28 protein-coding genes are annotated in these 24,408 nt (G+C 60.7%); 10 read left to right on the top strand and 18 right to left on the bottom strand.

From position 1 onward, the window contains the following. Window positions 1-101 precede the first annotated feature (101 nt). The 5 genes from ACEN8R_RS03645 to ACEN8R_RS03625 all read left to right on the top strand — a co-directional run bounded on the left by ACEN8R_RS03645 (window position 102) and on the right by ACEN8R_RS03625 (window position 5,871). Window positions 102-1,382, top strand: coding sequence for a glycerate kinase type-2 family protein (locus tag ACEN8R_RS03645; protein WP_018925085.1), 1,281 nt, complete (start codon window positions 102-104; stop codon window positions 1,380-1,382). Then, complete coding sequence (gene pyk / locus ACEN8R_RS03640; RefSeq protein ID WP_018925084.1) at window positions 1,372-2,787, top strand: pyruvate kinase; 1,416 nt, start codon at window positions 1,372-1,374, stop codon at window positions 2,785-2,787. The genes ACEN8R_RS03645 and pyk overlap by 11 nt, the downstream gene beginning before the upstream one ends. A 218-nt stretch (window positions 2,788-3,005) precedes the next feature. After that, on the top strand, window positions 3,006-3,920 hold the full coding sequence (locus ACEN8R_RS03635; protein WP_018925083.1) for an urea transporter: 915 nt from the start codon (window positions 3,006-3,008) through the stop codon (window positions 3,918-3,920). Between the two features lie 21 nt (window positions 3,921-3,941). Next, window positions 3,942-4,766 (top strand): ion transporter, encoded by an 825-nt coding sequence (locus ACEN8R_RS03630; protein ID WP_018925082.1) that lies wholly within the window; start codon window positions 3,942-3,944, stop codon window positions 4,764-4,766. 106 nt (window positions 4,767-4,872) lie between these two features. Beyond that, the gene (locus tag ACEN8R_RS03625; protein WP_018925081.1) at window positions 4,873-5,871 is read left to right on the top strand and encodes a sulfate ABC transporter substrate-binding protein; all 999 of its coding nucleotides are present in this window, start codon (window positions 4,873-4,875) and stop codon (window positions 5,869-5,871) included. A 57-nt stretch (window positions 5,872-5,928) separates the two neighbouring features. On the opposite strand, the gene ACEN8R_RS03620 is transcribed toward ACEN8R_RS03625, so the two are convergent. Then, window positions 5,929-6,561 (bottom strand): hypothetical protein, encoded by a 633-nt coding sequence (locus ACEN8R_RS03620; protein WP_018925080.1) that lies wholly within the window; start codon window positions 6,559-6,561, stop codon window positions 5,929-5,931. Window positions 6,562-6,796: 235 nt separating this feature from the next. Here ACEN8R_RS03620 and ACEN8R_RS03615 point away from each other — a divergent pair, with 235 nt between their 5' ends. The 3 genes from ACEN8R_RS03615 (at window position 6,797) to ACEN8R_RS03605 (ending at window position 9,286) form a co-directional block, all read left to right on the top strand. After that, entirely contained in the window at window positions 6,797-8,002 is a 1,206-nt protein-coding gene (locus ACEN8R_RS03615; protein WP_026286330.1) for an MFS transporter, read from the top strand. 244 nt (window positions 8,003-8,246) lie between these two features. Continuing rightward, window positions 8,247-8,714 (top strand): helix-turn-helix domain-containing protein, encoded by a 468-nt coding sequence (locus ACEN8R_RS03610; protein WP_018925078.1) that lies wholly within the window; start codon window positions 8,247-8,249, stop codon window positions 8,712-8,714. Continuing rightward, window positions 8,711-9,286, top strand: a complete 576-nt coding sequence (locus ACEN8R_RS03605; RefSeq protein WP_026286329.1) for a PIN domain-containing protein — start codon at window positions 8,711-8,713, stop codon at window positions 9,284-9,286. Before ACEN8R_RS03610 ends, ACEN8R_RS03605 begins: the two co-directional genes overlap by 4 nt. Window positions 9,287-9,342: 56 nt before the next feature. Here the strand turns inward: ACEN8R_RS03605 and ACEN8R_RS03600 are convergent, their stop codons facing one another. The 10 genes from ACEN8R_RS03600 to ccmA all read right to left on the bottom strand — a co-directional run bounded on the left by ACEN8R_RS03600 (window position 9,343) and on the right by ccmA (window position 16,728). Beyond that, window positions 9,343-9,741, bottom strand: coding sequence for a hypothetical protein (locus ACEN8R_RS03600; RefSeq protein WP_086945855.1), 399 nt, complete (start codon window positions 9,739-9,741; stop codon window positions 9,343-9,345). 14 nt (window positions 9,742-9,755) lie between these two features. Beyond that, a complete protein-coding gene (gene ccmI / locus ACEN8R_RS03595) occupies window positions 9,756-10,964 on the bottom strand; it encodes a c-type cytochrome biogenesis protein CcmI (protein ID WP_258612520.1) in 1,209 nt (402 codons plus the stop codon). Beyond that, a complete protein-coding gene (locus ACEN8R_RS03590) occupies window positions 10,957-11,430 on the bottom strand; it encodes a cytochrome c-type biogenesis protein (RefSeq protein WP_018925074.1) in 474 nt (157 codons plus the stop codon). Before ACEN8R_RS03590 ends, ccmI begins: the two co-directional genes overlap by 8 nt. Further along, window positions 11,427-11,963 carry a DsbE family thiol:disulfide interchange protein gene (locus tag ACEN8R_RS03585; RefSeq protein ID WP_018925073.1) on the bottom strand — a complete coding sequence of 179 codons (537 nt, stop codon included), beginning with the start codon at window positions 11,961-11,963 and terminating at the stop codon, window positions 11,427-11,429. Before ACEN8R_RS03585 ends, ACEN8R_RS03590 begins: the two co-directional genes overlap by 4 nt. Continuing rightward, window positions 11,960-13,963, bottom strand: a complete 2,004-nt coding sequence (locus tag ACEN8R_RS03580; RefSeq protein WP_018925072.1) for a heme lyase CcmF/NrfE family subunit — start codon at window positions 13,961-13,963, stop codon at window positions 11,960-11,962. Before ACEN8R_RS03580 ends, ACEN8R_RS03585 begins: the two co-directional genes overlap by 4 nt. A 3-nt stretch (window positions 13,964-13,966) precedes the next feature. Next, on the bottom strand, window positions 13,967-14,422 hold the full coding sequence (ccmE, locus tag ACEN8R_RS03575) for a cytochrome c maturation protein CcmE (RefSeq protein WP_007939191.1): 456 nt from the start codon (window positions 14,420-14,422) through the stop codon (window positions 13,967-13,969). Beyond that, entirely contained in the window at window positions 14,419-14,595 is a 177-nt protein-coding gene (ccmD, locus tag ACEN8R_RS03570) for a heme exporter protein CcmD (RefSeq protein ID WP_007939192.1), read from the bottom strand. Before ccmD ends, ccmE begins: the two co-directional genes overlap by 4 nt. Then, complete coding sequence (locus ACEN8R_RS03565; protein ID WP_007939194.1) at window positions 14,592-15,347, bottom strand: heme ABC transporter permease; 756 nt, start codon at window positions 15,345-15,347, stop codon at window positions 14,592-14,594. Before ACEN8R_RS03565 ends, ccmD begins: the two co-directional genes overlap by 4 nt. A gap of 80 nt (window positions 15,348-15,427) precedes the next feature. Beyond that, window positions 15,428-16,096 (bottom strand): heme exporter protein CcmB, encoded by a 669-nt coding sequence (gene ccmB, locus ACEN8R_RS03560; protein ID WP_007939195.1) that lies wholly within the window; start codon window positions 16,094-16,096, stop codon window positions 15,428-15,430. After that, window positions 16,093-16,728, bottom strand: a complete 636-nt coding sequence (gene ccmA, locus ACEN8R_RS03555) for a cytochrome c biogenesis heme-transporting ATPase CcmA (protein WP_018925071.1) — start codon at window positions 16,726-16,728, stop codon at window positions 16,093-16,095. The genes ccmB and ccmA overlap by 4 nt, the downstream gene beginning before the upstream one ends. Before the next feature lie 197 nt (window positions 16,729-16,925). Between ccmA and fliK the strand changes: the two genes are divergently transcribed. Together fliK and ACEN8R_RS03545 are read left to right on the top strand one after the other, a co-directional pair. Then, entirely contained in the window at window positions 16,926-18,500 is a 1,575-nt protein-coding gene (fliK, locus tag ACEN8R_RS03550) for a flagellar hook-length control protein FliK (protein WP_018925070.1), read from the top strand. After that, entirely contained in the window at window positions 18,497-18,826 is a 330-nt protein-coding gene (locus ACEN8R_RS03545; RefSeq protein ID WP_018925069.1) for an EscU/YscU/HrcU family type III secretion system export apparatus switch protein, read from the top strand. The genes fliK and ACEN8R_RS03545 overlap by 4 nt, the downstream gene beginning before the upstream one ends. Before the next feature lie 117 nt (window positions 18,827-18,943). Here the strand turns inward: ACEN8R_RS03545 and ACEN8R_RS03540 are convergent, their stop codons facing one another. From ACEN8R_RS03540 to ACEN8R_RS03510, 7 genes are all read right to left on the bottom strand, one after another. Beyond that, window positions 18,944-19,336, bottom strand: coding sequence for a DUF2802 domain-containing protein (locus ACEN8R_RS03540; RefSeq protein ID WP_018925068.1), 393 nt, complete (start codon window positions 19,334-19,336; stop codon window positions 18,944-18,946). Beyond that, a complete protein-coding gene (locus ACEN8R_RS03535; RefSeq protein ID WP_007938663.1) occupies window positions 19,337-19,822 on the bottom strand; it encodes a chemotaxis protein CheW in 486 nt (161 codons plus the stop codon). 74 nt (window positions 19,823-19,896) lie between these two features. Further along, window positions 19,897-20,763 (bottom strand): CheW domain-containing protein, encoded by an 867-nt coding sequence (locus ACEN8R_RS03530; RefSeq protein ID WP_018925067.1) that lies wholly within the window; start codon window positions 20,761-20,763, stop codon window positions 19,897-19,899. Between the two features lie 30 nt (window positions 20,764-20,793). After that, window positions 20,794-21,582: a ParA family protein gene (locus ACEN8R_RS03525; protein ID WP_018925066.1), complete on the bottom strand. Its 789-nt coding sequence runs from the start codon at window positions 21,580-21,582 to the stop codon at window positions 20,794-20,796. A gap of 43 nt (window positions 21,583-21,625) precedes the next feature. After that, window positions 21,626-22,519, bottom strand: coding sequence for a flagellar motor protein MotD (motD, locus tag ACEN8R_RS03520; RefSeq protein WP_018925065.1), 894 nt, complete (start codon window positions 22,517-22,519; stop codon window positions 21,626-21,628). A 15-nt stretch (window positions 22,520-22,534) separates the two neighbouring features. Continuing rightward, window positions 22,535-23,275 carry a flagellar motor protein gene (locus ACEN8R_RS03515; RefSeq protein WP_018925064.1) on the bottom strand — a complete coding sequence of 247 codons (741 nt, stop codon included), beginning with the start codon at window positions 23,273-23,275 and terminating at the stop codon, window positions 22,535-22,537. Further along, entirely contained in the window at window positions 23,275-24,405 is a 1,131-nt protein-coding gene (locus ACEN8R_RS03510) for a protein-glutamate methylesterase/protein-glutamine glutaminase (protein WP_018925063.1), read from the bottom strand. Before ACEN8R_RS03510 ends, ACEN8R_RS03515 begins: the two co-directional genes overlap by 1 nt. Between the last annotated feature and the right edge of the window lie 3 nt (window positions 24,406-24,408).

Here is a 24,408-nt window from a genome sequence, read left to right as displayed (position 1 = left end):
TGGGGCTGCTTCGCAACCCAACGGGGGCAAGCCCCCTCGCCACAGAGTCGCTCCCACAGGGTCCGCGACAAACCCAATAACAAGAATTCCGGGAGCCCGCCATGTCGGTCAATCCGCAACAATTGCTGCGCGAGCTGTTTGCCACAGCCATCGACGCGGCCCATCCGCAGCATGTCCTTGAAGCCCATTTGCCAACCGACCGCAGCGGTCGGGTGATCGTCATCGGCGCCGGTAAAGCCGCCGCAGCCATGGCCCAGGTGGTCGAACGCTGCTGGCAGGGTGAAGTGTCTGGCCTGGTGGTGACCCGCTACGGCCACGGCGCCCCGTGCGAAAAAATCGAAGTGGTCGAAGCCGCGCACCCGGTGCCGGACGCTGCCGGTCTGGCCGTCGCGAAACGGGTTCTGGAACTGGTCAGCAACCTGAGCGAAGACGACCGCGTGATCTTCCTGCTCTCGGGCGGTGGCTCTGCCCTGCTCGCCTTGCCCGCCGCCGGCATCACCCTCGCCGACAAGCAATCGATCAACAAAGCGCTGCTCAAATCCGGCGCGACCATCGGCGAGATGAACTGCGTGCGCAAGCACCTCTCGGCGATCAAGGGTGGGCGTCTGGGCAAAGCCTGCTGGCCCGCCACGGTTTACACCTATGCGATTTCCGATGTGCCGGGCGACCTCGCCACGGTCATCGCCTCCGGCCCCACCGTGGCCGACCCGAGCACCTCGGCTGAAGCGTTGGCGATCCTCAAGCGTTATGCCATCGAAGTCCCGGCCTCGGTGCGCACCTGGCTGCAAAGTCCTGAGTCGGAGACGGTCAAACCTGGCGATCCGAGCCTGGCCCGCAGTCATTTCCAATTGATCGCCCGCCCACAGCAGTCACTGGAAGCGGCGGCGGTGAAAGCCCGTCAGGCGGGTTTCAGCCCGTTGATTCTCGGCGACCTGGAAGGTGAATCCCGGGAAGTGGCGAAGGTCCACGCCGGCATTGCGCGGCAGATCGTCCAGCACGGCCAGCCGCTGGCGGCGCCGTGCGTGATTCTGTCCGGCGGCGAAACCACCGTCACCGTGCGCGGCAATGGCCGTGGCGGGCGCAACGCCGAATTCCTGTTGAGCCTGACCGACAGCCTCAAAGGCCTGCCCGGCGTCTACGCCCTGGCCGGTGACACCGACGGCATCGACGGCTCCGAAGACAACGCCGGCGCCATCATGACTCCGGACAGCTATGCCCGTGCCGCCGCCCTCGGCCTCACTGCCTGCGATGAGCTGGACAATAACAATGGCTATGGCTACTTCGCGGCGCTCGATGCACTGATCGTCACCGAGCCGACCCGTACCAACGTCAACGACTTCCGCGCCATTCTGATTCTCGAGAGCCCTAAACATGACGCCTGACAAGAAGGTCAAAATCCTCGCCACCCTCGGCCCGGCCACCGACGGGATCGACGATATCCGTGAACTGGTGCGCGCCGGGGTCAATATCTTTCGCCTGAACTTCAGCCACGGCGATCACGCCGACCACGCGCAGCGCTATCAGTGGATTCGTGAAGTCGAGCGCCAGCTGAGTTATCCGCTGGGGATTCTGATGGACCTGCAAGGCCCGAAACTGCGGGTCGGCAAATTCGCCCAGGGCAAAGTGCAGCTGTATCGCGGCCAGGCGCTGCGCCTGGATCTGGATGCAACGCCGGGGGACGAGCGCCGGGTCAACCTGCCCCACCCGGAAATCATCGCCGCGCTGGAGCCCGGCATGGACTTGCTGCTGGATGACGGCAAGCTGCGCCTGCGGGTGGTGACCAAGTACGCCGACGCCATCGACACCACGGTGCTCAACGGCGGCGAGCTGTCGGACCGCAAAGGCGTCAACGTGCCGCAAGCGGTGCTCGACCTGAGCCCGCTGACCGCCAAGGACCGCCGTGATTTGAACTTCGGTCTGGAGCTCGGGGTGGACTGGGTCGCGCTGTCGTTCGTGCAACGCCCGGAAGACATCCGCGAAGCCCGCGCGCTGATCGGCGACAAAGCGTTCTTGATGGCCAAGATCGAGAAGCCATCGGCCGTGACTCAGCTGCGGGAAATCGCTGAATTGAGCGATGCGATCATGGTCGCTCGCGGTGATCTGGGCGTAGAAGTGCCGGCCGAAAGCGTGCCGCAGATTCAGAAAAACATCATCGGCACCTGCCGCCAACTCGGCAAACCGGTGGTGGTGGCGACGCAGATGCTGGAGTCGATGCGCTTCTCCCCGGCCCCGACCCGCGCCGAAGTCACCGACGTCGCCAACGCGGTGGCCGAAGGCGCGGATGCGGTGATGCTGTCGGCGGAAACCGCGTCTGGCGAGTACCCGCTGGAAGCCGTGCAGATGATGAGCAAGATCATCCGCCAGGTGGAAAACGGCCCGGATTATCAGACCCAACTGGACGTGAGCCGGCCAAAAGCCGAGGCCACGGTGTCGGACGCCATCAGTTGCGCGATCCGCCGCATCAGCAACGTGCTGCCGGTGGCGGTGCTGGTGAACTACAGCGAGTCCGGCACCTCGAGCCTGCGGGCGGCGCGGGAGCGGCCGACGGTGCCGATCCTCAACCTGACGCCGAACCTGCAAACCGCCCGGCGATTGACGGTGGCGTGGGGCGTGCACTCGGTGGTCAACGATCGGCTGCGGCAGGTGGATGAAGTGTGCTCGACGGCGCTGGAAATCGCCCAGGCTCAGGGGATGGCTCAGCGCGGGGATACGCTGCTGATTACCGCGGGCGTGCCCTTTGGGCAGCCGGGGTCAACCAATTCGTTGCGCATCGAGACATTGCTCTAAAGAACTCCCCCTGTAAGAGCTACCCCGGTAAGAACTACCCCTGTGGCGAGGGAGCTTGCTCCCGCTCGGCTGCGAAGCAGTCGTCGCTTTGGCATGACGGTTTCAACAGAAAGACCGCATTGCTGATTTCAGGGCTGCTCCGCAGCCCAGCGGGAGCAAGCTCCCTCGCCACAGATTTGTGCAAGACCCTGGATTTTCCTCTGCCCTAGACCCCACCCATGCCTGCCAACCACTTCAATACCCACTGCCCCGACTGGACGACCGCCCTGCTCAACGGCTTCAGCCAGATATTTCTCCAGCGCCATCCGCTGAGCGGGCTGTTGTGTCTGTTAGCGATTCTTTTCACCGCGCCCGCTCTGCTCGGCGGTGCGCTGCTGGGCGGTGTCGCCGGGTTGCTTACCGCGCAACGTCGCGGGTATGCCAAGGCAGATCGTCAGGCCGGACTATTCAGTTACAACGGTATTTTGCTCGGCCTGCTGCTGAGCCTGTATTTCCCATGGTCAGCACTGTTGCCACCGCTGATCATCGCCTGCGGCGGCCTGAGTGCGATGCTCACTCAGCAATGGCTCAAAGGTGCTCGCGATCATCAATGTCTACCGGCGTACACAGCACCCTTCGTTGGGTTGAGCTGGTTATTGCTCGGCTTTGCCGCACCACAGCAACCCGCGCCGCTGATCGAACTGAACACCCTCAACCTGCTCGCTGCCGAATTGAAAGGCCTGGGGCAAGTCATGTTTCTCGGCCATCCCCTGGCCGGCGCGCTGATTGCCGCCGGATTACTGATCGCCGATCGCCACGCCTTTGTCTGGGCGCTGCTGGGCTCCGCTGCCGGCCTCGGATTTGCCCTTCTGCATGGCGAAACTTCAAATGCCTTGCAGGGTTTGAGCGGTTACAACGCGGTACTCGCCGCCCTCGCCTTCAGCCCGCAACGCCGCCAACCCTGGCTGCCGCTGCTCGGCATTCTGCTCGCGGTATTGCTCACGCCGGGGTTCGCCGCACTGGGCCTGGCAACGCTGACCGCGCCGTTCATTCTTGCCTGCTGGCTGATTCGCGCTGGCATTCGGGTGTTGCGTCAGTCCGCCATGGACAGCGCACCTTGCGCTGGCGGGGAGAATCACCCTAGGCTGCGCTGATTCTCGATTCAGGCGTTATCCATGGACAGCAGCAAAAACTGGCGTGAAGAGCTTTACGTCATGATCTTCCAGACCGACACCCGGGCCGGTCGGCGCTTCGACAGCATCTTGCTGTTGATCATCCTCGCCAGCCTGGTGATCGTGGTTCTGGACAGTATCGACAGCGTTCACCAGAACTACGCCGACGTGCTGGCGTACATCGAATGGGGCTTCACCGTCATTTTCGTCATCGAATACGGCCTGCGCCTGTATTGCTCGCCCAAGCCGCTGCGCTACGCGTTCAGCTTCTATGGACTGGTGGATTTGCTCGCGATCGTGCCGGGTATCCTCGCGCTGTATTACAGCGATGCGCAGTACCTGCTGATCATCCGGATCATACGAATGCTGCGGATTTTCCGCGTCCTCAAGCTCAGCCCGTATCTGAAACAAGCCAACTATTTGATGTCGGCGTTGCGCGGCAGCAAGCAGAAAATCGTCGTATTTCTGCTCAGCGTCAGCACCCTGGTGACGGTGTTCGGCACCTTGATGTACGTGATCGAAGGCCCGGAGCACGGCTTCACCAGCATTCCCAAAGGGATCTATTGGGCTATCGTGACGCTGACCACCGTGGGTTTTGGCGACATCGTGCCCAAGACGCCGCTGGGCCAGGTGATTTCATCCCTGGTTATGATCACCGGTTATTCGATCATCGCCGTGCCGACGGGGATCTTCACCGCGGAACTGGCCAACGCCATGCGTGGTGAACAACTGCAACACGATTGCCCGATCTGCAAGAAAAACAGCCACGAGCACAGCGCGGCGTTCTGCTCTCGTTGTGGCAATGCGTTGTTCAAGAAAATGGAATAAGCAAAGTGTTTTTTAATCTTTAAGCGACTATGCGAGTCCGGCTATAGTCGCTGGCAAATTGCCAACAATTTCCATCGAACACGTTTGATAAAACAAGGAATGCGCAGTGAAAAAACTCTTTGGCGCCTCACTTCTGGCCGCTGGCCTGGCCTTGAGCAGCATGGCTCAGGCCGCACCGACCCTGCTTAACGTTTCCTACGACGTGATGCGAGATTTCTACAAGGACTACAACGCTGCCTTCCAGAAACACTGGCAAGCCGAGCACAACGAAAACATCACGCTGCAGATGTCCTTCGGCGGCTCCAGCAAACAGGCGCGCTCGGTGATCGATGGCCTGCCGGCTGACGTCATCACCATGAACATGGCCACCGACATCAACGCCCTGGCGGACAACGGCAAACTGGTCCCGGACAACTGGGTCACACGCCTGCCGAACAACAGCGCGCCGTTCACTTCGGCCACCGTATTCATCGTGCGCAAAGGTAACCCGAAAGCCCTGAAAGACTGGCCGGACCTGCTCAAGGACGGCGTGCAGGTGATCGTCCCCAACCCGAAAACCTCGGGCAACGGCCGCTACACCTACCTCTCGGCCTGGGGCTATGTGCTGAAAAATGGCGGTGACGAAAACAAGGCAAAAGCCTTTGTCGGAAAACTGTTCAAACAAGCGCCGGTGCTGGATACCGGTGGCCGCGCGGCCACGACTACGTTCATGACCAACCAGATCGGCGACGTGCTGGTGACCTTCGAAAACGAAGCGGAAATGATTGCTCGCGAGTTTGGTCGTGATCAGTTCGAAGTGATTTACCCGAGTGTTTCCGCCGAAGCCGAGCCGCCGGTGTCGGTGGTCGACAAAACCGTCGACAAGAAAGGCACTCGCACGGTTGCCGAGGAGTATCTGAAATACCTGTGGTCGCCGGAAGGTCAGGAAATTGCGGCTGCCAACTACCTGCGTCCGCGTGACCCGGCGGTGCTGGCGAAATACACCGATCGCTTCCCGAAAGTGGATTTCCTGTCGGTGGAGAAGACCTTTGGTGACTGGCGCACCGTGCAGAAGACTCACTTCAATGATGGTGGGGTTTTCGACCAGATTTACAACGGTCAGTAATCACTGAGTTCAATGAAAGAGGCGACCTGTGAAGGTCGCCTTTTTTGTGGGATACCGTTACATCGGCGGTGTCACACCGTCCTTGCCGGCCGAAATGGATTGAGCGGTCAGTGTCCCGTCGGCACTCTGGGTCACAAACGTCACGATCTTCACGCCCACCTTCAGCAAGCGGCGATCCCCCGGCACCAGATTGACGATTGGCACATCCTCCGGCACCAGAATCGTCTTTTGGCCGCCCTTGTAATTGACTGTCAAAACCCGGCCGTTGCTGACCACCAGATCGCCTACGCTGCCATTGGTCATGCTGCTGCCCTTGACCAGATCAAAAGGCCGATGACCGTCGCCGCTGCCGGCCAGTTCCGGCGGGAAGACGTGGACTTCCAGCGCCTTGAGCGTGCCATCCTCCTGCGGCACGGCAGCCGAGCCGATGTAGCTGCCGGGCTTGATGTCTTCGATATTGGCCAGGGTGACGGCGCGGATTTTGGTGTCCTTGGTCAGGTTGATCAGCACGTTTTCGCCGCTGTTGGCATGGACTTTCATGACGTCGGCGCTGATGCCGGTGATCTCGCCGCGCACGCCAATGCGCATTCCCGGCGGCACATCGGCGGCCTGGGCAAGACCTGCCGTGAACAAGCTGATCAGGGTAACAACGCAAGCGCCGCGGATCAGGTGACGGAACATCGCATTCATATCGAAGTACCTTCCGGTTTATGGAGCGCAGGACAACATAAGCACGCTATCGAAGAGGATGTCAGTGAATGTATCATCGGATCCCACTGTTTGGACGCATGGTTCATCGGCAGACAGCGCATACCGGCGTCACTCATTCCGCAAAAGAATGATTACTATCAATCCAAACCCTCTTCCGCCGCTCTAGCCAGCCGATTAGCCTCTGCGCATTCCTTCTTGTTCAGCGAGCCATGTTATGAATCCAGCGACTCAGGCGCCCCACGGTGCCGCGACAATGACCCGGGGCATGGTGCTGCTTTTCGCCTTCTGCTGCGGCGCGATCGTCGCCAACATCTACTACGCCCAGCCGATCATCGGCCTGATCGCGCCGGACATCGGCCTGACCGACACCATGGCCAGCCTGATCGTTTCGCTGACGCAGATTGGTTATGCGCTGGGCCTGTTCTTCCTGGTACCGCTGGGTGATCTGCTGGAGAACCGTCGCTTGATGATCATCACCACCGTGGTGGCGATTGCCAGTTTGCTGGGCGCGGCGTTCACCGATCAGCCGAACGTGTTTCTGCTGATTTCGTTGCTGGTGGGTTTCAGCTCGGTGTCGGTACAGATCCTGATTCCGCTGGCCGCCCACCTGACGCCGGAAGCGTCGCGCGGCCGCGTGGTTGGCGGGATCATGGGCGGTCTGCTGCTGGGGATTCTGCTGGCCCGGCCGGTGTCCAGCGTAGTGGCTGACCACTTCGGCTGGCGCGCTATGTTCGTCATTGCCGCAGTTTTGATGGCTGCAATCAGCATCGTACTGGCCCTGACGGTGCCCAAGCGCCAGCCTGATCACAGCGCCTCTTATGGCCAGTTACTGGGCTCGCTCTGGACGCTGCTGCGCCAGCAACCGGTGTTGCGTCAACGGGCGTTTTATCAGGGTTGCATGTTCGCTACGTTCAGCCTGTTCTGGACCGCCGTGCCGCTGGAACTGGCGCGCAATCACGGTCTGTCGCAAACCCAGATCGCGATCTTCGCCCTGGTCGGAGCCATCGGCGCGATTGCCGCACCCATCGCTGGTCGACTGGCCGATGCCGGCCACACCCGCCTCGCCTCGCTGCTGGTGATGCTGTTCGCCAGCCTGAGCTTCCTGCCGGCCTTCATCCACCCGGCGTACAGCGTCATCGGCCTGGCCGTGACCGGCGTGGTACTGGATTTCTGCGTGCAAATGAACATGGTCCTCGGCCAGCGCGCGGTCTACACCCTCGACGCCAAGAGCCGCGGCCGTCTGAATGCACTGTACATGACCAGCATCTTCATCGGCGGCGCGTTCGGCTCATCAGTGGCCAGTGCGGTGTACGAACACGGTGGCTGGTTGTGGATCGTGATCGTCGGCAGCGTGTTTCCGTTGCTGGCGTTGTTGCGGTTTTTGAGTGTGTCGGAGAAACCGGCACTGGCGACGGCGTAACAACGTTAGAAACATCGTGAACAAACGTAAGTCCTTGTGTGAGCGGGCTTGCCCGCGAAAGCGTCAGGTCAGTCGACATTTCTGCTAAATGTCACACCGCCTTCGCGAACAAGCCTACACACCCGATCTCCAGCACTAACGCGACTGCATAAGGAGCTGAAAAGCCGGTCGTTTCGTTTATTGCGATTTTCGTTTGATTCGAATAGCCTTCCAATATCGATTATTCAGAATATTGGAAAGCATCATGTCACCAGTTATCCATCCCCCCCTTAACCTGCCCATGGAGCGTGAGGTCCAGGCCGCTATCGAAGGTCAGCGCGCCTTGGCTGCCTACCTCGCCACCCAATTCGAAACTCAGCATATCCAGATTTTCGATGAGCAGAATGAAGCACACAGCGTCGAACTTCCCACCTCAGCGCTTCGGTTGCTTGTCGACATCCTGGCAGAGCTCGCTGCAGGCAACGCCGTCAAAGTGGTCCCGGTACACGCTGAACTGACCACCCAGGAAGCGGCGGACTTGCTCAATGTCTCACGCCCGCACCTGATCAAACTGCTGGAGTCCGGTGAGTTGTCCTACCACAAAACCGGCAAGCACCGACGTGTGCGCTTTACCGATTTGATGGACTATAAAACCCAGCGCGACATAGCCAGCGAGCAAGCAATGACGCTTCTCGCCGAGCAGGCACAAGCGTTAAGGACAGGATACGAGTGAGGCACTCCCCTTTTACCGCTGTATATGACGCATGTGTTTTGTACCCCGCCCCCTTGAGAGATTTTTTGATGTGGCTCGCGCTCTCCGGGCGTTTCAGGGCGCGATGGTCACTGGAGATACATAACGAATGGAAGCGCAATCTACTGAAGAACCGCCCGGACCTGACAACAGAGCAGTTGGATCGCACGTCCGACTTGATGGATCAGGCCATACCTGATGCTTGCGTCTACGGTTACGAAAGGCTGATCGAAGGGCTAACACTGCCTGACGTCGATGACCGACATGTTCTGGCTGCCGCTATACGCTGCAATGCCAGTGTCATTGTGACCTTTAATCAGAAAGATTTTCCTGACGAAACACTGGGACCTTTTGGCATCGAGGCCCAGCATCCTGACGAGTTCGTCGATAACCTCTTCGATCTGGACCCGGCAGCAGTTGTTGCGGCAGCACAACGACAACGCAAACAGCTAAAGACGCCGCCGATGGATGTCAGCACTTATCTCGAACTGCTGTTACACCTGGGCCTGACTCGGTCGAGCAAGGCGTTGACCCACTATCAGGCCATTCTTTAATCGCCTTTCATAAATGCCAAAAAGCAAAACGGCGATCCTCAGATCGCCGTTTCCATTCACTGCCCGAATTGTCTGCCCAGCCCACCCGGCACACCGTGGATATCCGTCTCTTCCCACGGCCCGTTCGGGCTGATCGAGCGGCTCCAGCCGTTGTCCCAGCGGTAGTAGGTGCGCTGGCGATAGAAGGTGTTGGTTTGATTGTCGAGGACGTAAACACCGAGTTTCGCATCCCAATGGCTGTTGCCCCCCGGTGGCGGGGCGAAGCTGGCGGAGGTGCGTTGCACCGGCTTCGATGGTTTGCTCGGCGTGACCGGTTTGCTCGGTGTGGTCGGTTTGGTGCTCGGCTGTGAGGGCGGAATCGGCGGCAGCCGTTCGGGCTCGTGCTCCTGGACCGCACAAGCGCTTAGCCCCAAAACCATCATGCTGAGGAGAGTGATACGAGCGAAGGCGGTCATGGTGGCGTTTCCTGTTATTTATCCGGGCTGTCGATGGTCAGTTTTTGTGGCGCGGTGGTGCTGGTGGCCAAAGGTTGGCTACGACCGATCCATTCGCCGGCAGTCGGTTGGCCGGCGCGGGAGATGCGCGCAACCAGTTGGACTTCGGGGAAGTTCGACAGTTTCAACTGGGGCATCATTGCATCCGCATCGCCCAGCTCGACGGTCGCTGGCAGGTCGGCAACGGTCAGACGCTTGGCCGCCAATGGTGCGGGCGGGCCTGCGGTGGCGCGGGCGAAGATGAACACGCTGTCGCCGGGCTGGACCTTGGCTTTCAAGTCCGGTGCAAGATCGACACGCACCTTGAGCAGTGCTGCAACCTTTACTGCCGGCGCCTGAACCTGAGCCACCTTGCCACCGCTGGCTTCAAGCTTCTCGGCGGCCTTGGCGATACCGCCTTGCAGTGCGACACGGGATTGGTCATCCGGCGGCAGTTGCACCAACAGACGATTCCAGTAGTCGATAGCTTCCTGGTAACGCTCGCCTTCGAAGGCCGCGATGCCCAGCAGACCGAGGCTGGTGACCTCCTTCGGATCGGCTTTCAGTGCTTCGTCAGTCAGGGCCTGGACCTTGCCCGACCACTTCTTGCCATCGGCGAAGTATTGGGCCTGAGCCCACTGCCCGAGCAGTTCCGGCTGGCGACCGGCCAGGTTCACGGTGCGTTCGAAGATCTTCGCCGCATCGCCAGGGCGGTCCTGAGCCATGTAAGTGCGGCCAAGGAAATACAGGCCTTCGGCCGAATCCGGTTGGGCCGCAACCGCACGCTCCAGGCGACGGGTCATGTCTTCCATCGACTGCGGCGCCTGGGCGAACTCGCGGGTCAGCTCGACTTTGTCGCTGGCACCGAAATGCAGGTACAGCCCAAGGCCCAGCACAGGCACCAGAATTGCCGCCAGCAATGGCAATGGCTTGCCCAGGCGCGACACTCGCGGTGCCTCGACGCCTTCGGTGTCGGCAAGCAGTTCACGGGCGGCTTCGGCGCGGCCGGCATTCATTTGCTCGGCGTTGAGTACGCCTTCTTCCTGCTGAGTCTGCAACTCAGCCACGCGCTCCTGATACAGCGCGACGTTAAGCGCCGTACGATCCTCTTCAAGCTGGGCGCGACGACCGCGCAGAACGGGGATCAGCAAAAAACTCAGGGCTACCAGAAGCAGCAGGCCTGCAGCGAGCCAGAAATCAATCATGCTTGGTTTTATCCAACAGGTGGTCGAGGCGCTCGCGCTCATCAAAAGAAAGCGTGTCCGGGCTGTCAGCGCGTTGCACGCGACGACGGCGGACGATCACGGCGATGATCACAAAACCGCCCAGCAGCAGGCCGGCCGGGCCGAACCAGAGCAATGCGGTCTTGGCATTCAGAGCAGGTTTATAACGGACGAAATCACCATAGCGGTCGACCATGAAGTCGATGATCTGCTGGTTGTCCTTGCCCTCGCCGAGCATGCGGAAAATCTCTTTGCGCAGGTCGGCGGCGATCGGTGCGTTGGAATCGGCAATGTCCTGATTCTGGCACTTTGGGCAACGCAGCTCTTTGGTCAGCTCGCGAAAACGCTCGCGATCACCCTCTTTGGCGAACTCATAGGTATCGATGGCGGCGTGGGCCACGCCAGCCATGCTCAACCCCAGAACGGCGGCGGCAATCCAGCGCTTCATGGCTTGGCCTCGTCGACCAGCGCCTGATACTTGGCCGCCAGTTTTTCGCGCCAGACCTGTTCGTCGATCACCCCGACGAATTTGTCGCGGATGATGCCCTTGGCGTCGATGAAGAAGGTTTCCGGTGCGCCATACACGCCGAGGTTCAGGCCCAGGGTGCCTTCATCGTCACGGACGTCCAGTTGATACGGGTTGTGGAACTCGGCCAGCCACTTCAAGGCGTCTGCATTGGTGTCCTTGTAGTTGATGCCGTAGATCACCACGCCCTTCTCGGCCAGTTTGTTCAACACCGGGTGCTCGACCCGGCAGGAAATGCACCAGGTGCCCCAGACGTTGACCAGCGCCGGTTTACCCAGAATGTCCGCTTTGGTCAGGGTTTTGTCGCCCTGCACCGAGAGCAGGGAAAACTCCGGGAACGGCTTGCCGATCATCGCCGAGGGCAACTCGGCCGGGTTCAGGTACAGCCCCCGATACAGAAAAACAGCAACCACCAGAAAAATCGCCAGCGGCAACAGCATCAACCAACGTCTCATGCGGTGGCTCCCGTCATGCCGAGCGCTTCACGCACACGACTTTTTACCTTGACCCGATAACGGCGATCCAGCGCCGCCAGCAACCCGCCTACACCTGTGAGCAGCCCACCGAACCAGATCCAGCGCACGAACGGTTTGACGTGCACGCGAACCGCCCAGGCGCCCTCGCCCAACGGCTCGCCCAGTGCGACGTACAGGTCACGGGTGAAACCGGCGTCGATCCCGGCCTCGGTCATCATCGAGTTCTGCACCGTGTACAGGCGTTTTTCCGGGTGCAGCACGCTGACTTCCTTACCGTCGCGGATCACCCGTACGGTGCCCTTGTCGGACGTGAAGTTCGGGCCTTCGAAGTGCTTGGCGCCTTCGAACACAAACTGGTAACCGGCCAGGCTCATGGACTCACCCGGTGCCAGGCGCAGATCACGCTCGGCACTGTTCTGGCTCGACAACACGACACCCAGGGCGCAGACGGCAATGCCCAAATGCGCGAGTTGCATGCCCCAATAACTGCGGGTCAGGGTCGGCAGTCCTTTGATCAGGCCTTTGTGGCGAGTCTTGTCGAAAATGTCCCGCACACCGGCCAGCAACACCCAGGCAGCCAACATGAAGGTTGCCAGCACCGCCCAGTTGAAATCGCCGTAAGCAACACCCGCCACGACGGCCAGCGCGGCGCTGCCGAGTAATACCGGGGTCAGCATGCTCACCAACCATTTGACCGGGGTGTCTTTCCAGCGCACCACCACACCGACCGCCATCACTATCATCAGGATCGCCATCAACGGAATGAACAGCGCGTTGAAGTACGGCGGGCCGACCGACAGCTTGGCACCGGTCATCGCGTCAAGGATCAGCGGATACAGGGTGCCCAGCAGAATCATCGAAGCAGCCACCACCAGCACCAGGTTGTTGCCCAGAAGCAGGGTTTCCCGGGACCAGAGGTTGAAGCCGACATGGCTCTTGACCACCGGCGCGCGCAGGGCGAACAGCGTCAATGAACCACCGACCACAAACAGCAGGAAGACCAGAATGAACACGCCACGCTCAGGGTCGGAGGCAAAGGCGTGAACCGAGGTCAGCACGCCGGAACGCACCAGGAAGGTCCCGAGCAGGCTCAACGAGAATGCGGCAATGGCCAACAGCACGGTCCAGCTCTTGAACACACCACGTTTTTCCGTGACCGCCAACGAGTGAATCAGCGCCGTACCCACCAGCCAAGGCATGAAGGACGCGTTTTCCACCGGGTCCCAGAACCACCAGCCGCCCCAGCCGAGTTCGTAGTAGGCCCACCAGGAGCCCAACGTGATACCGATGCCAAGGAAGGCCCAGGCGACGATTGTCCACGGGCGGGACCAGCGCGCCCACGCCGCATCGAGACGACCGCCCAACAGCGCTGCGATGGCGAAGGCGAAGGCCACGGAGAAACCGACGTAACCCATGTACAGCATCGGCGGATGAACAATCAGGCCGATGTCTTGCAGCAGAGGATTAAGATCGCGCCCGTCCGCCGGCATCTGCGGCAAGATCCGGGCGAAAGGGTTGGACGTCAGGATCAGGAACAGCAGGAAACCCGTGCTGATCATGCCCATCACCGCCAGCACCCGGGCCAGCATCACTTGCGGCAACTGTCGGGAGAACACCGACACCGCGAAGGTCCAGCCGCCGAGAATCAACGCCCACAGCAGCAACGACCCTTCGTGAGCGCCCCACACGGCGCTGAACTTGTAGTACCACGGCAGCGCGCTGTTGGAGTTGCTGGCCACGTAGGCGACGGAGAAGTCGTCCGTCATGAACGCATAGGTCAGGCAACCGAAGGCGAACAGCAAAAACGCGAACTGCCCCCACGCGGCCGGCTGGGCCAGGCTCATCCACAAACGGTCGCCGCGCCAGGCACCGAGCAACGGCACCACGGCCTGCACCAACGCAAAACACAACGCCAGGATCATGGCCAGATGGCCGAGTTCGGGGATGAACAGCCCCGAGCTGTAAAGTGCGGAAGTCATCCGTTAGCCCTCCTTGGCTGGCGTAGGTGCCGATTGACCACTGTCTTTCAACGCCTTGGTCACTTCCGGCGGCATGTACTTCTCGTCGTGCTTGGCCAGCACTTCGTCGGCCACCACCACGCCATCAGCGTTGAGCTTGCCGAGGGCAACGATGCCCTGCCCTTCGCGGAACAGGTCCGGGAGGATGCCGCGATAGCTGATGGTCACGGATTTGTTGAAGTCGGTGACGATGAATTTCACGTCCAGGGAATCGCCGGAACGTTGCAGCGAGCCTTTTTCGACCATGCCGCCCGCACGGATGCGCGTGTCTTGCGGCGCTTCGCCATTGGCGATCTGGGTCGGGGTGTAAAACAGATTGATGTTCTGCTGCAGGGCGCTCAGGGCCAGGCCGACGGCAGCGCCGACACCGACCAGGATCGCGAGAATGATGACAAGACGCTTTTTACGCAGCGGATTCACTGGCCGTTCTCCCGGCGCAAACGACGCGCCTCTTGTTGCAGATACCGCTTGCGGGCCAGGATCGGCGCCGCCACGTTGAGGGCCAGCACCGCCAGGCAAATGCCATAGGCTGACCAGACATACAGGCCGTGATGGCCCATGGCGAGAAAGTCGCCGAATGAAGCGAAACTCATCGAGCGGCCTCCAGACTGTTCTGCACTTCGGATTTCACCCAGCTCGCCCGGGCTTCGCGCTTGAGCACTTCAAGGCGCATGCGCAGCAACAGCACCGCGCCGAAGAAACAGTAGAAACCCAGCACCGTCAGCAGCAGTGGCAGCCACATTTCGGCAGGCATCGCCGGTTTTTCGGTGAGGGTGAACGTCGCGCCCTGGTGCAGGGTGTTCCACCACTCCACCGAGTATTTGATGATCGGGATGTTGATCACGCCGACAATCGCCAGCACCGCGCAGGCCTTGGCCGCGCTGTCACGATTGCTGATGGCGTTGCCCAGCGCAATAAGACCGAAGTACAGAAACAGCAGAATCAACATGGACGTAAGTCGCGCATCCCAGACCCACCACGAACCCCAGGTCGGTTTGCCCCAGATCGCTCCGGTAACCAGCGCCACGGCGGTCATCCAGGCACCGATCGGGGCGGCGCATTGCAGGGCGACATCGGCCAGTTTCATTTTCCACACCAGCCCGACAACGCCGCACACGGCCAGCATCACGTAGATCGACTGCGCCAGCATGGCGGCAGGAACGTGGATATAGATGATTCGAAAGCTATTGCCTTGCTGGTAGTCCGGCGGTGCGAAGGCCAGGCCCCAGACCACGCCGACGCTAATCAGCAGCAACGCCGCGACGCTCAGCCAGGGCAGCAATTTGCCACTGATGCCGTAAAACCATTTGGGCGAGCCGAGCTTATGAAACCAGGTCCAGTTCATTGCTGTTTCCATCACGGTTGCTGTTCGTTATCACGAAACAGCCAAAGGGTCTTTACTGGTTAAATTTTAACCAGACCTCATTATTCGCCGACACTGATCTTCAGGCCAGCAGCTATTGCAAAAGGTGCCAGGGTTATCGCCAGGGCGGTCAGGCTACCAAGCCACAAGAGATAACCGGTCGCCGGCATGCCCTGCAATGCCGCCTGCAAGGCGCCACTGCCGAGAATCAACACCGGGATATACAGCGGCAGAATCAGCAGCGCCAGCAACAGGCCACCACGCTTCAATCCTACCGTCAGCGCCGCGCCCACCGCACCGAGCAGGCTCAACACCGGTGTACCGAGCAATAAAGAAAGCAGCAACACCGGCAGACAAGCGGCAGGCAAACCGAGCATCAGCGCCAGCAATGGCGCGAGCAAAACCAGTGCCAGGCCGGAAAAGGCCCAGTGTGCCAGCACCTTGGCCAGCACCAGAAGAGGCAGGGGGTGCGACGAAAGGACCCACTGTTCAAGGGATCCGTCTTCGAAATCACTGCGGAAGAGCCCGTCCAGCGAGAGTAAAACCGATAAAAGCGCCGCCACCCAGACCAGCCCCGGAGACAAGGTTTGCAACAATTGAGTCTCGGGACCAACCGCCAGCGGGAACAAGGAGACGACGATGGCGAAAAATACCAACGGGTTCGCCAATTCGGCGGGACGGCGGAACAGCAAACGAGCCTCACGGGCGACCAACAGGCCGAAAACACTCATACGGCCCAATTCCCCAAATCAATGTCGCGATAACCGGCCGGCATCCGGCTCAGCGTGTGGTGAGTGGTCAGCACCACCATGCCGCCGTGCTCGCAGTGCGCGGCCAGGTGTTCTTCGAGTTGCGCCACGCCTTGTTTGTCGAGCGCGGTGAATGGCTCGTCGAGGATCCACAGCGGCGGGCTGTCCAGGTACAACCGCGCCAACGCCACACGACGTTGCTGGCCGGCAGACAGGGTGTGACAGGGAACATCCTCGAAACCGCGCAGCCCCACCGCCGCCAGCGCTTGCCAGATCGCCTCATGGGAGGCCGGTTGATGCAAGGCGCAGAGCCAGCTGAGGTTTTCCTCGGGGGTCAGCAGGTCCTTGATGCCAGCGGCATGGCCGATCCACAGCAGGTTGCGCGCCAGTTCGCTGCGTTGTTCGTTTAGTGGCTGGCCGTTGAGCAACACTTGACCGGCGGTCGGGTGCATCAAGCCGCAAAGCAGACGTAACAGGCTGGTCTTGCCACTGCCGTTGGGGCCGCTGATCTGTAACATTTCGCCACTGGCCAGTCGCAATTCGAGATTTTCGAAAAGCAGCCGAAGGTCTCGCTCACAGGCAAGGGCAACGGTTTGCAGGACAGGACTGGTCAAGGGTTCACGGGCCTTATGCGGTTCAAGTCGGCTCTGGCGCGGCCGTTAAAGAGATGCAGCATAGATGCTATGACGGCTTGTTCTAGAGAGCTGCGTCAATCAATTGCAATGTTTTCGCCACTCAGCGGAAGACGGGCGGCATTATACATGCCGTGTCTCACTCTCAAGAGTGCAATTTCCTCAGGTTGTGTCCGCGTATGACAGGCGAAATGAACATCCTCCCGCTCCCGCCAACCACCCCGGTGACTTCGCGTCCATTGGTGATCAGCGGCGAGTTGCTCAAGCTGCTGACGCCGATGGAGGGCCTGATCACGGCCGGTCAGACCGCCAAGGCTGAAGTGCTGTCGCTCAAGCAGGCGGATCAGACCTTTCAACTGTTGCTCAAGGTCACTCTCGACAGCGGCCGCCAGACCACGGTCCAGGCCACCAGCACTCAGCCGTTGCCCCAGGGTACCAGCCTGTCGATCACCCAGCCGTCGGCGGGCAATCTGGCAGTCACGGTGCAACAGGCCATCGCCTCCAGCGTCGCCACCCTCACCCGTATCGATACCGCGCAACTGCCGGTCGGCACCCTGCTGCAAGGCAAAGTGCTGACCTCTCAGGTGATGCCGCAGGTGCCGGGCCAGCCGACGGTGTTTCGCTCGATGGTGAGCCTGCTCAACACCGCGCTGAGCGGCAACACGTTGAGCATCGACAGCCCGACACCGCTGCGCATCGGCACCTTGCTGAGCGCCTTGGTGCAGGACACCCATACACTCAAATTCGTGCCGCTGAGCAGCCGTCAGGAACAGTTGGCGGTGACGCAACAATTGGTCAGCCAGCAAAGTCGCCAGGGTTCTCTGGATGGCTTGATCAAGGTCCTGCAAAACCTGCCGCCGTCGGATCAAACCTCCAGCGACCTGCGCGCCGCCGTGGACAAATTGCTCGCTGGCCTGCCGGACGCCCAACAATTGAGTACGCCCAAAGGCCTGGCCCAGGCGCTGGCCAACAGTGGCCTGTTCCTCGAAGCCAAATTGCTGACCGGACAAAACCCGACGCTGGTGCCAGACATGAAAGGCGACCTGCTCAAGCTGATCGCCCAACTGACGCCGGGCCTGCCGGCCAACACCAATCTCAACGCAATCATCGCCGCCAACACCCTGGCCCAGGCCATGCCGAGTTTCGTGCGCAATGCCCTCGGCATGCTCGGGCAAGTCAGTGCCAAACCGTCGCCGACCAGCTTCCCACTGCCCGAGCGCCTGCTGCAAAGCGCGGAAGGCGAAGATGATCTCGAGCACCTGCTGCGCCTGGCTGCGGCGGCGGTTTCACGTTTGCAAAGTCATCAGCTGTCGAGCCTTGAGCAGACTGGCGTCACCAGTGACGGGCGGTTGATGAGCACCTGGCAACTGGAAATCCCCATGCGCAACCTGCAGGACATCGTGCCGTTGCAGGTCAAATTCCAGCGCGAAGAAGCCCCCGAAAAAGAACAACCGCGCGAACGCCGCGACGAACGCGAACCCAAGCAACCACTATGGCGCGTCGAGCTGGCATTCGACATGGAACCGTTGGGGCCGTTGCAGATTCAGGCCCAACTGATCAAAGGCAGCCTCTCCAGTCAGCTGTGGGCCGAACGGCCGTACACCGCGAGCCTGATCGAAAGCAATCTGGCCGCGCTGCGCCAGCGCCTGCTGGATTCCGGGCTGAACGTCGGCGATCTGGATTGCCACCTCGGCACACCGCCACAAGGCCCTCAAACCCGTCTCGAACAACGCTGGGTCGACGAAACCGCATGAACGAATCCACCGCACCGCGCCAGGCCATCGCCCTCAAATACGACGGCAGCCACGCACCTACCCTTACGGCCAAAGGTGACGAAGAACTGGCTGAAGAAATTCTACGGATTGCCCGTGACTACGAAGTGCCGATTTACGAGAACGCCGAACTGGTGAAACTGCTGGCGCGGATGGAATTGGGCGAGAGTATTCCCGAGGAGTTGTACCGCACGATTGCCGAGATCATTGCATTTGCCTGGAATCTGAAAGGCAAGTTTCCGGCGGGGCATGATCCGCATGCGGTGACGGTGGAGAAGGACGTCACCGAGCGCGGGGATGATTATTGAATCTTTGTTGAATGTAAAAAGATCGCAGCCCCGTTTCACTCGACAGCTCCTACAGGGCGTACACCATCCCAATGTAGGAGCTGTCGAGTGAAACGAGGCTGCGATCTTTTGCTCTTCTCAGTTTCTGTGCAACTTGCTCATCAACTCCGCCTCAGCCTGGGTCAAGCCGCAAGACTGAGTCAGCTCATCGACGCTGGCCCCCATCCCCACCAGACGCGCGGCCTGGGCGAATGAAAGGCTCGACGGATCACGCTGCTCCAACTGCGCCAGCTTGTCCGGCAACGGCCCGACCACCGCGCGCAGTTCGTGCAGGTCTTCACCCATGCGCACGTTGCCGTTCTGGTAGTCGTCGACGCGCTTGGCCAGGTCCTTGATGCGCTGATCGCGCAGCGCATCGCCCTGAGCCTGTTGTGCGGCGACCTGCCTTTGAGCGCGGATGTACGCCAGGAACATCGCCAGCGTGCCTGCCCACAAAAGGAACAGGACAATCACAGCCACCTCAAGAATCAATCAGATACTCTCCAGTTCCGACCATTCTTCTTCGCTCATCATCTTGTCCAGCTCGACCAGGATCAGCAGTTCATTGTTCTTGTTGCACACGCCTTGAATGAACTTGGCGGACTCTTCGTTACCGACGTTCGGTGCGGTCTCGATTTCCGACTGACGCAGATAAACCACTTCAGCCACGCTATCGACCATGATCCCGACCACTTGCTTGTCGGCTTCGATGATGACGATGCGGGTGTTGTCACTGACGTCGACCGTGCCCAGGCCGAAACGCTGACGGGTGTCGATCACGGTGACCACGTTGCCGCGCAGGTTGATGATACCCAGCACGTAGCTCGGGGCACCCGGTACCGGAGCGATTTCGGTGTAGCGCAGGACTTCCTGAACGCGCATCACGTTAATGCCGTAGGTTTCATTGTCCAGCTTGAAGGTGACCCATTGCAGGATCGGATCTTCGGAACCTTTTGCCGCCGTCGCCTTGTCATTCATACCCTGACCCCTCGAAAAACCGCCCTAGCGGTGTGTATTCAGTGCACCGGCACTTGAATGCCGATGCGTGTTTTTTATGTCGGTTTGTGGTTCGGCTTACTGCCGCCCATGTGCTTCGCCCCGCCGCTGGCGATCAATTCGGCCAGTGCGGCGACATCGAGCAAAGCGCACATGTGTTCAATCACCGTGCCGGCGAGCCATGGCCGCTGCCCCCGGTGACTTCTCCATTTGATTTCATTCGGGTCCAGGCGCAACGAGCGGCTGACCTGATGCACCGCCAGCCCCCACTCATAGCCCTGAACTGAAATAACGTATTGCAGGCCCTGGCGGAAATCGTCGCGGTAGCGGTCCGGCATGACCCAGCGTGCGGTATCCAGCACCTTCAGGTTGCCGGCCTGGCTTGGCAGGATCCCGAGGAACCATTCCGGCTGACCGAACAACGGCGTCAGCTCGTGGCCGGCCAGGGAATAAATCGAACCCAGGCACACCAGCGGCACCGCGAGGGTCAACCCGGCGACATCGAACAACAGGCATTCGAACGGCTCGGCCGCCCAGGCCGGACGATCGTCATTTTCCACCGGAGGCGGCGTGTTGCTCGGCGGCAGATGAACTTCCACCACCGGCGGCACCAACGCTTGCAGCAACGGCGCAATCGTCGACACGGACGCCAGAATCGGTGCCGGCGCTTCGATCACGGCCACCGGTGCCTTCGCCACTGGCGCAACAACGGGGGCCGCGACCACTGCCGGCTTCTGCGCATCGCGCGCCTGCTCTTCGAGCATCGCCGCCTGGAACTCGTCCAGCGCAGCTTCAGCCTCGACAACCTCAGGGAACGCCTCGACTTCAGGCAACAGCTCTTCGGTCGCGTCCTGCAGCAAGCCATCCAGATAAGACTGAAGGGCCAATTGCGGGCGCGAGGTGATCTTCACCGGCCGGGTCATGCGAATACCATCGTAGGAATCAGGCTCATCTCAAGCCACCTGCGGAACAAGTTGCTGGGCCAACAGATGCTTGAGCAGTGCGCGGTAGGCGAGAACGCCGCGACTCTTGCCATCGAATTGCGACGGCGTCAGCCCTGCCCGGCTCGCGTCACGCAAGCGGGTGTCGATCGGGATGTAGCCTTGCCAGATTTCTTCCGGGTACTTGTCGCGCAGCACGCGCAGAGTGCCAAGCGAAGCCTGGGTGCGGCGGTCGAACAGGGTCGGCACGATGTTGAACGGCAACGCCAGTTTGCGCGAGCGGTTGATCATCGCCAGCGTGTTGACCATGCGTTCCAGGCCTTTGACCGCCAGGTGCTCGGTCTGCACCGGAATCACCAACTGCTGGCTGGCCGCCAAGGCATTGACCATCAGCACGCCGAGCAACGGCGGGCTGTCGATCACGGCGTAATCGAAGTCTTGCCACAACTGCGCCAGACTCTTGGCGATCACCAGGCCCAAACCGCTCTGGCCCGGCGACTGGCGCTCAAGGGTGGCCAGCGCGGTGCTCGATGGCAACAGGGAAATGCGTTCGTCGCTGGTGGGCATCAACAACTGACCGGGCAAGCCTTGCGGCACGTTGCCCTTGTGCAGAAACAGGTCGTAGCTGCTGTGCTCCAGGCTGTCGGGGTCGTAACCGAAGTAGCTGGTCATGGAGCCGTGGGGGTCGAGATCGACCACAACCACGCGCTTGCCCGCCTCCGCCAGTAAACCGGCTAAAGCAATGGAGGAAGTGGTTTTACCGACACCACCCTTTTGATTGGCAACTGCCCAGACTCTCATTCGGATTGTTCCTCCCGGTCGAAAACGTCGACCGAGAAATAGCTCAACGTATTAATGCGGGTGACGGAGAATTGACGGCACTCTCGCGTCCCGGCGACTTGACCGGGGTCGGTGCAGTTTGTGTGCCAGCCCGCTTCAATGCGGCATCCGGTTGTGCATGAGCCGTTCCGGTACCGGTGAGGCTACGGCGTACATCAAGATTGCGTGACACCACCAGCACCACCCGACGGTTGCGCGCACGGCCTTCGGCGGTGGCGTTGTTGGCCACTGGCTGGAATTCGCCATAACCCACCGATGCCAGGCGACCAGGGTTCACGCCCTGCATCGCCAGCATCCGCACGATGCTCGCCGAACGGGCCGAGGACAGTTCCCAGTTGGTTGGGTATTGCGCGGTGCGGATCGGTTGATCGTCGGTGAAACCTTCGACGTGGATCGGGTTGTCGAACGGCCGGAGGATCGCAGCGACCTTGTCGATGATGTTGAACGCAATGTCGCTGGGCATGGCGTCGCCGCTGCCGAACAACAGGCTGGAATTGAGTTCGATCTCGACCCACAACTCGTTGCCGCGCACGGTCATCTGGTTGGAACTGATCAAGTCGCCAAACGCCGCGCTGATGTCATCGGCGATGCTTTTGAGTGGATCGTTGGCGGCCTGGGCGATGCCGGCGTCGATCTGCTCGCTGTCCTTGACCAGCGGTTTGGCCGGGGTCACGGTCTTCGGTCTCTCTTCGCCAATGGGAATCGGCTTGAGGGCGCGGTCAGAGTCGGTAAACACCCCGATCAACGCCTCGGAAATGATCTTGTACTTGCCTTCGTTGATCGACGAGATCGAGTACATCACCACGAAGAACGCGAACAGCAAGGTGATGAAGTCGGCGTAGGAAACCAGCCAACGTTCATGGTTCACATGTTCTTCATGTTGCCTGCGACGAGCCATGATCCATTTCCCCCATCAATCCATGAAGCCCTGAAGCTTCAACTCAATAGAGCGAGGGTTTTCACCTTCGGCGATCGACAGGATCCCTTCCAGCAACATTTCGCGATAGCGCGACTGCCGTAACGCGATGGACTTGAGCTTGGCGGCAATCGGCAACAGCACCAGGTTGGCACTGGCCACGCCGTAGATGGTAGCGACGAAGGCGACGGCGATGCCACTGCCCAGTTGCGATGGGTCGCCCAGGTTGCCCATGACGTGAATCAGGCCCATCACCGCACCGATGATACCGATGGTCGGCGCGTAGCCGCCCATGCTTTCAAAGACTTTGGCGGCTTCGATGTCGCGGCTTTCCTGGGTGTAGAAATCCACTTCCAGAATGCTGCGGATCGCTTCCGGCTCGGCACCGTCGACCAGCAATTGCAGGCCTTTACGCGAGTAGCTGTCAGGTTCGGCGTCGGCCACCCCTTCCAGCCCGAGCAAACCTTCCTTGCGAGCGGTCAGACTCCAGTTCACCACGCGATCAATGCCGCCGGCCAGGTCCACGCGAGGCGGAAACAGAATCCAGGCGAGAATCTGGATGGCACGCTTGAAGGCACTCATCGGCGATTGCAGCAGCGCGGCACCGATGGTGCCACCGAGTACGATCAACGCCGCCGGGCCGTTGGCCAGTGCGCCGAGGTGACCGCCTTCAAGGTAGTTGCCGCCGATGATGGCGACGAACGCCATGATGATCCCGATAAGGCTGAGCACATCCATCAGATGCAAGCCTCAACCAGGTGCCGACCGATGTCGTCGAGGCTGTACACCGCGTCCGCGAGTTCGGCTTTGACGATGGCCATTGGCATGCCGTAGATCACACAACTGGCTTCATCCTGGGCCCAGATCGCACTGCCACCCTGCTTGAGCAGACGCGCGCCTTCGCGACCGTCGGCGCCCATGCCGGTCAGTACCACCGCCAGAACTTTGTCGCCGTAGGACTTGGCCGCGGAACCGAAGGTAATGTCCACGCACGGCTTGTAGTTCAGACGCTCGTCGCCCGGCAGGATTTTCACCGCGCCACGGCCATCGATCATCATCTGCTTGCCACCCGGTGCGAGCAGCGCCAGGCCCGGACGCAGGATGTCGCCATCCTCGGCTTCCTTGACACTGATGCGGCACAGCTTGTCCAGGCGCTCGGCGAAGGCCTTGGTGAAGGCTGCCGGCATGTGCTGGATCAACACGATGGGTGCCGGGAAGTTGGCCGGCAACTGTGTCAGAACCCGTTGCAGCGCAACCGGGCCACCGGTGGAGGTACCGATGGCGACCAATTTGTAGGCTTTGCGTTTCGGCGCGGGAGATGACGGAGCCGCTGCATGGGGGCGCGCCGCAATCGGTGCCGGTGCCGGACGCGCAGGCGCGCTGCTGCCGTAGCTGCCGACGCTCGAAGGCGCAGGCGTCGGGGCTGGCGCAGCGACCGGTGCCGGAGGGGTGTAGGCGCTGACACGACGGTTACTGCGCGAGATGCTGAGAATCTTCTCGCACAGCAGTTGCTTGACCTTCTCCGGGTTACGGGAGATGTCTTCGAAATTCTTCGGCAGGAAGTCCACCGCGCCGGCGTCCAGCGCATCGAGGGTGACCCGGGCGCCTTCGTGGGTCAGCGAGGAGAACATCAACACCGGGGTCGGGCAGCGCTGCATGATGTGCCGCACCGCCGTGATGCCATCCATCATTGGCATCTCGTAGTCCATGGTGATCACGTCTGGCTTGAGGGCCAGGGCCTGATCGATCGCCTCTTTTCCGTTGGTCGCCGTACCGACGACCTGGATATTTGAATCCGCTGCAAGAATTTCCGAGACGCGGCGGCGGAAAAACCCCGAATCGTCCACCACCAGGACTTTGACTACCATAAA

This window comes from Pseudomonas sp. Pseusp15 (assembly GCF_059492165.1).
The sequence above is the reverse complement of the archived record's forward strand: the minus strand, read 5'-3'. Positions and strand labels throughout refer to the sequence as shown.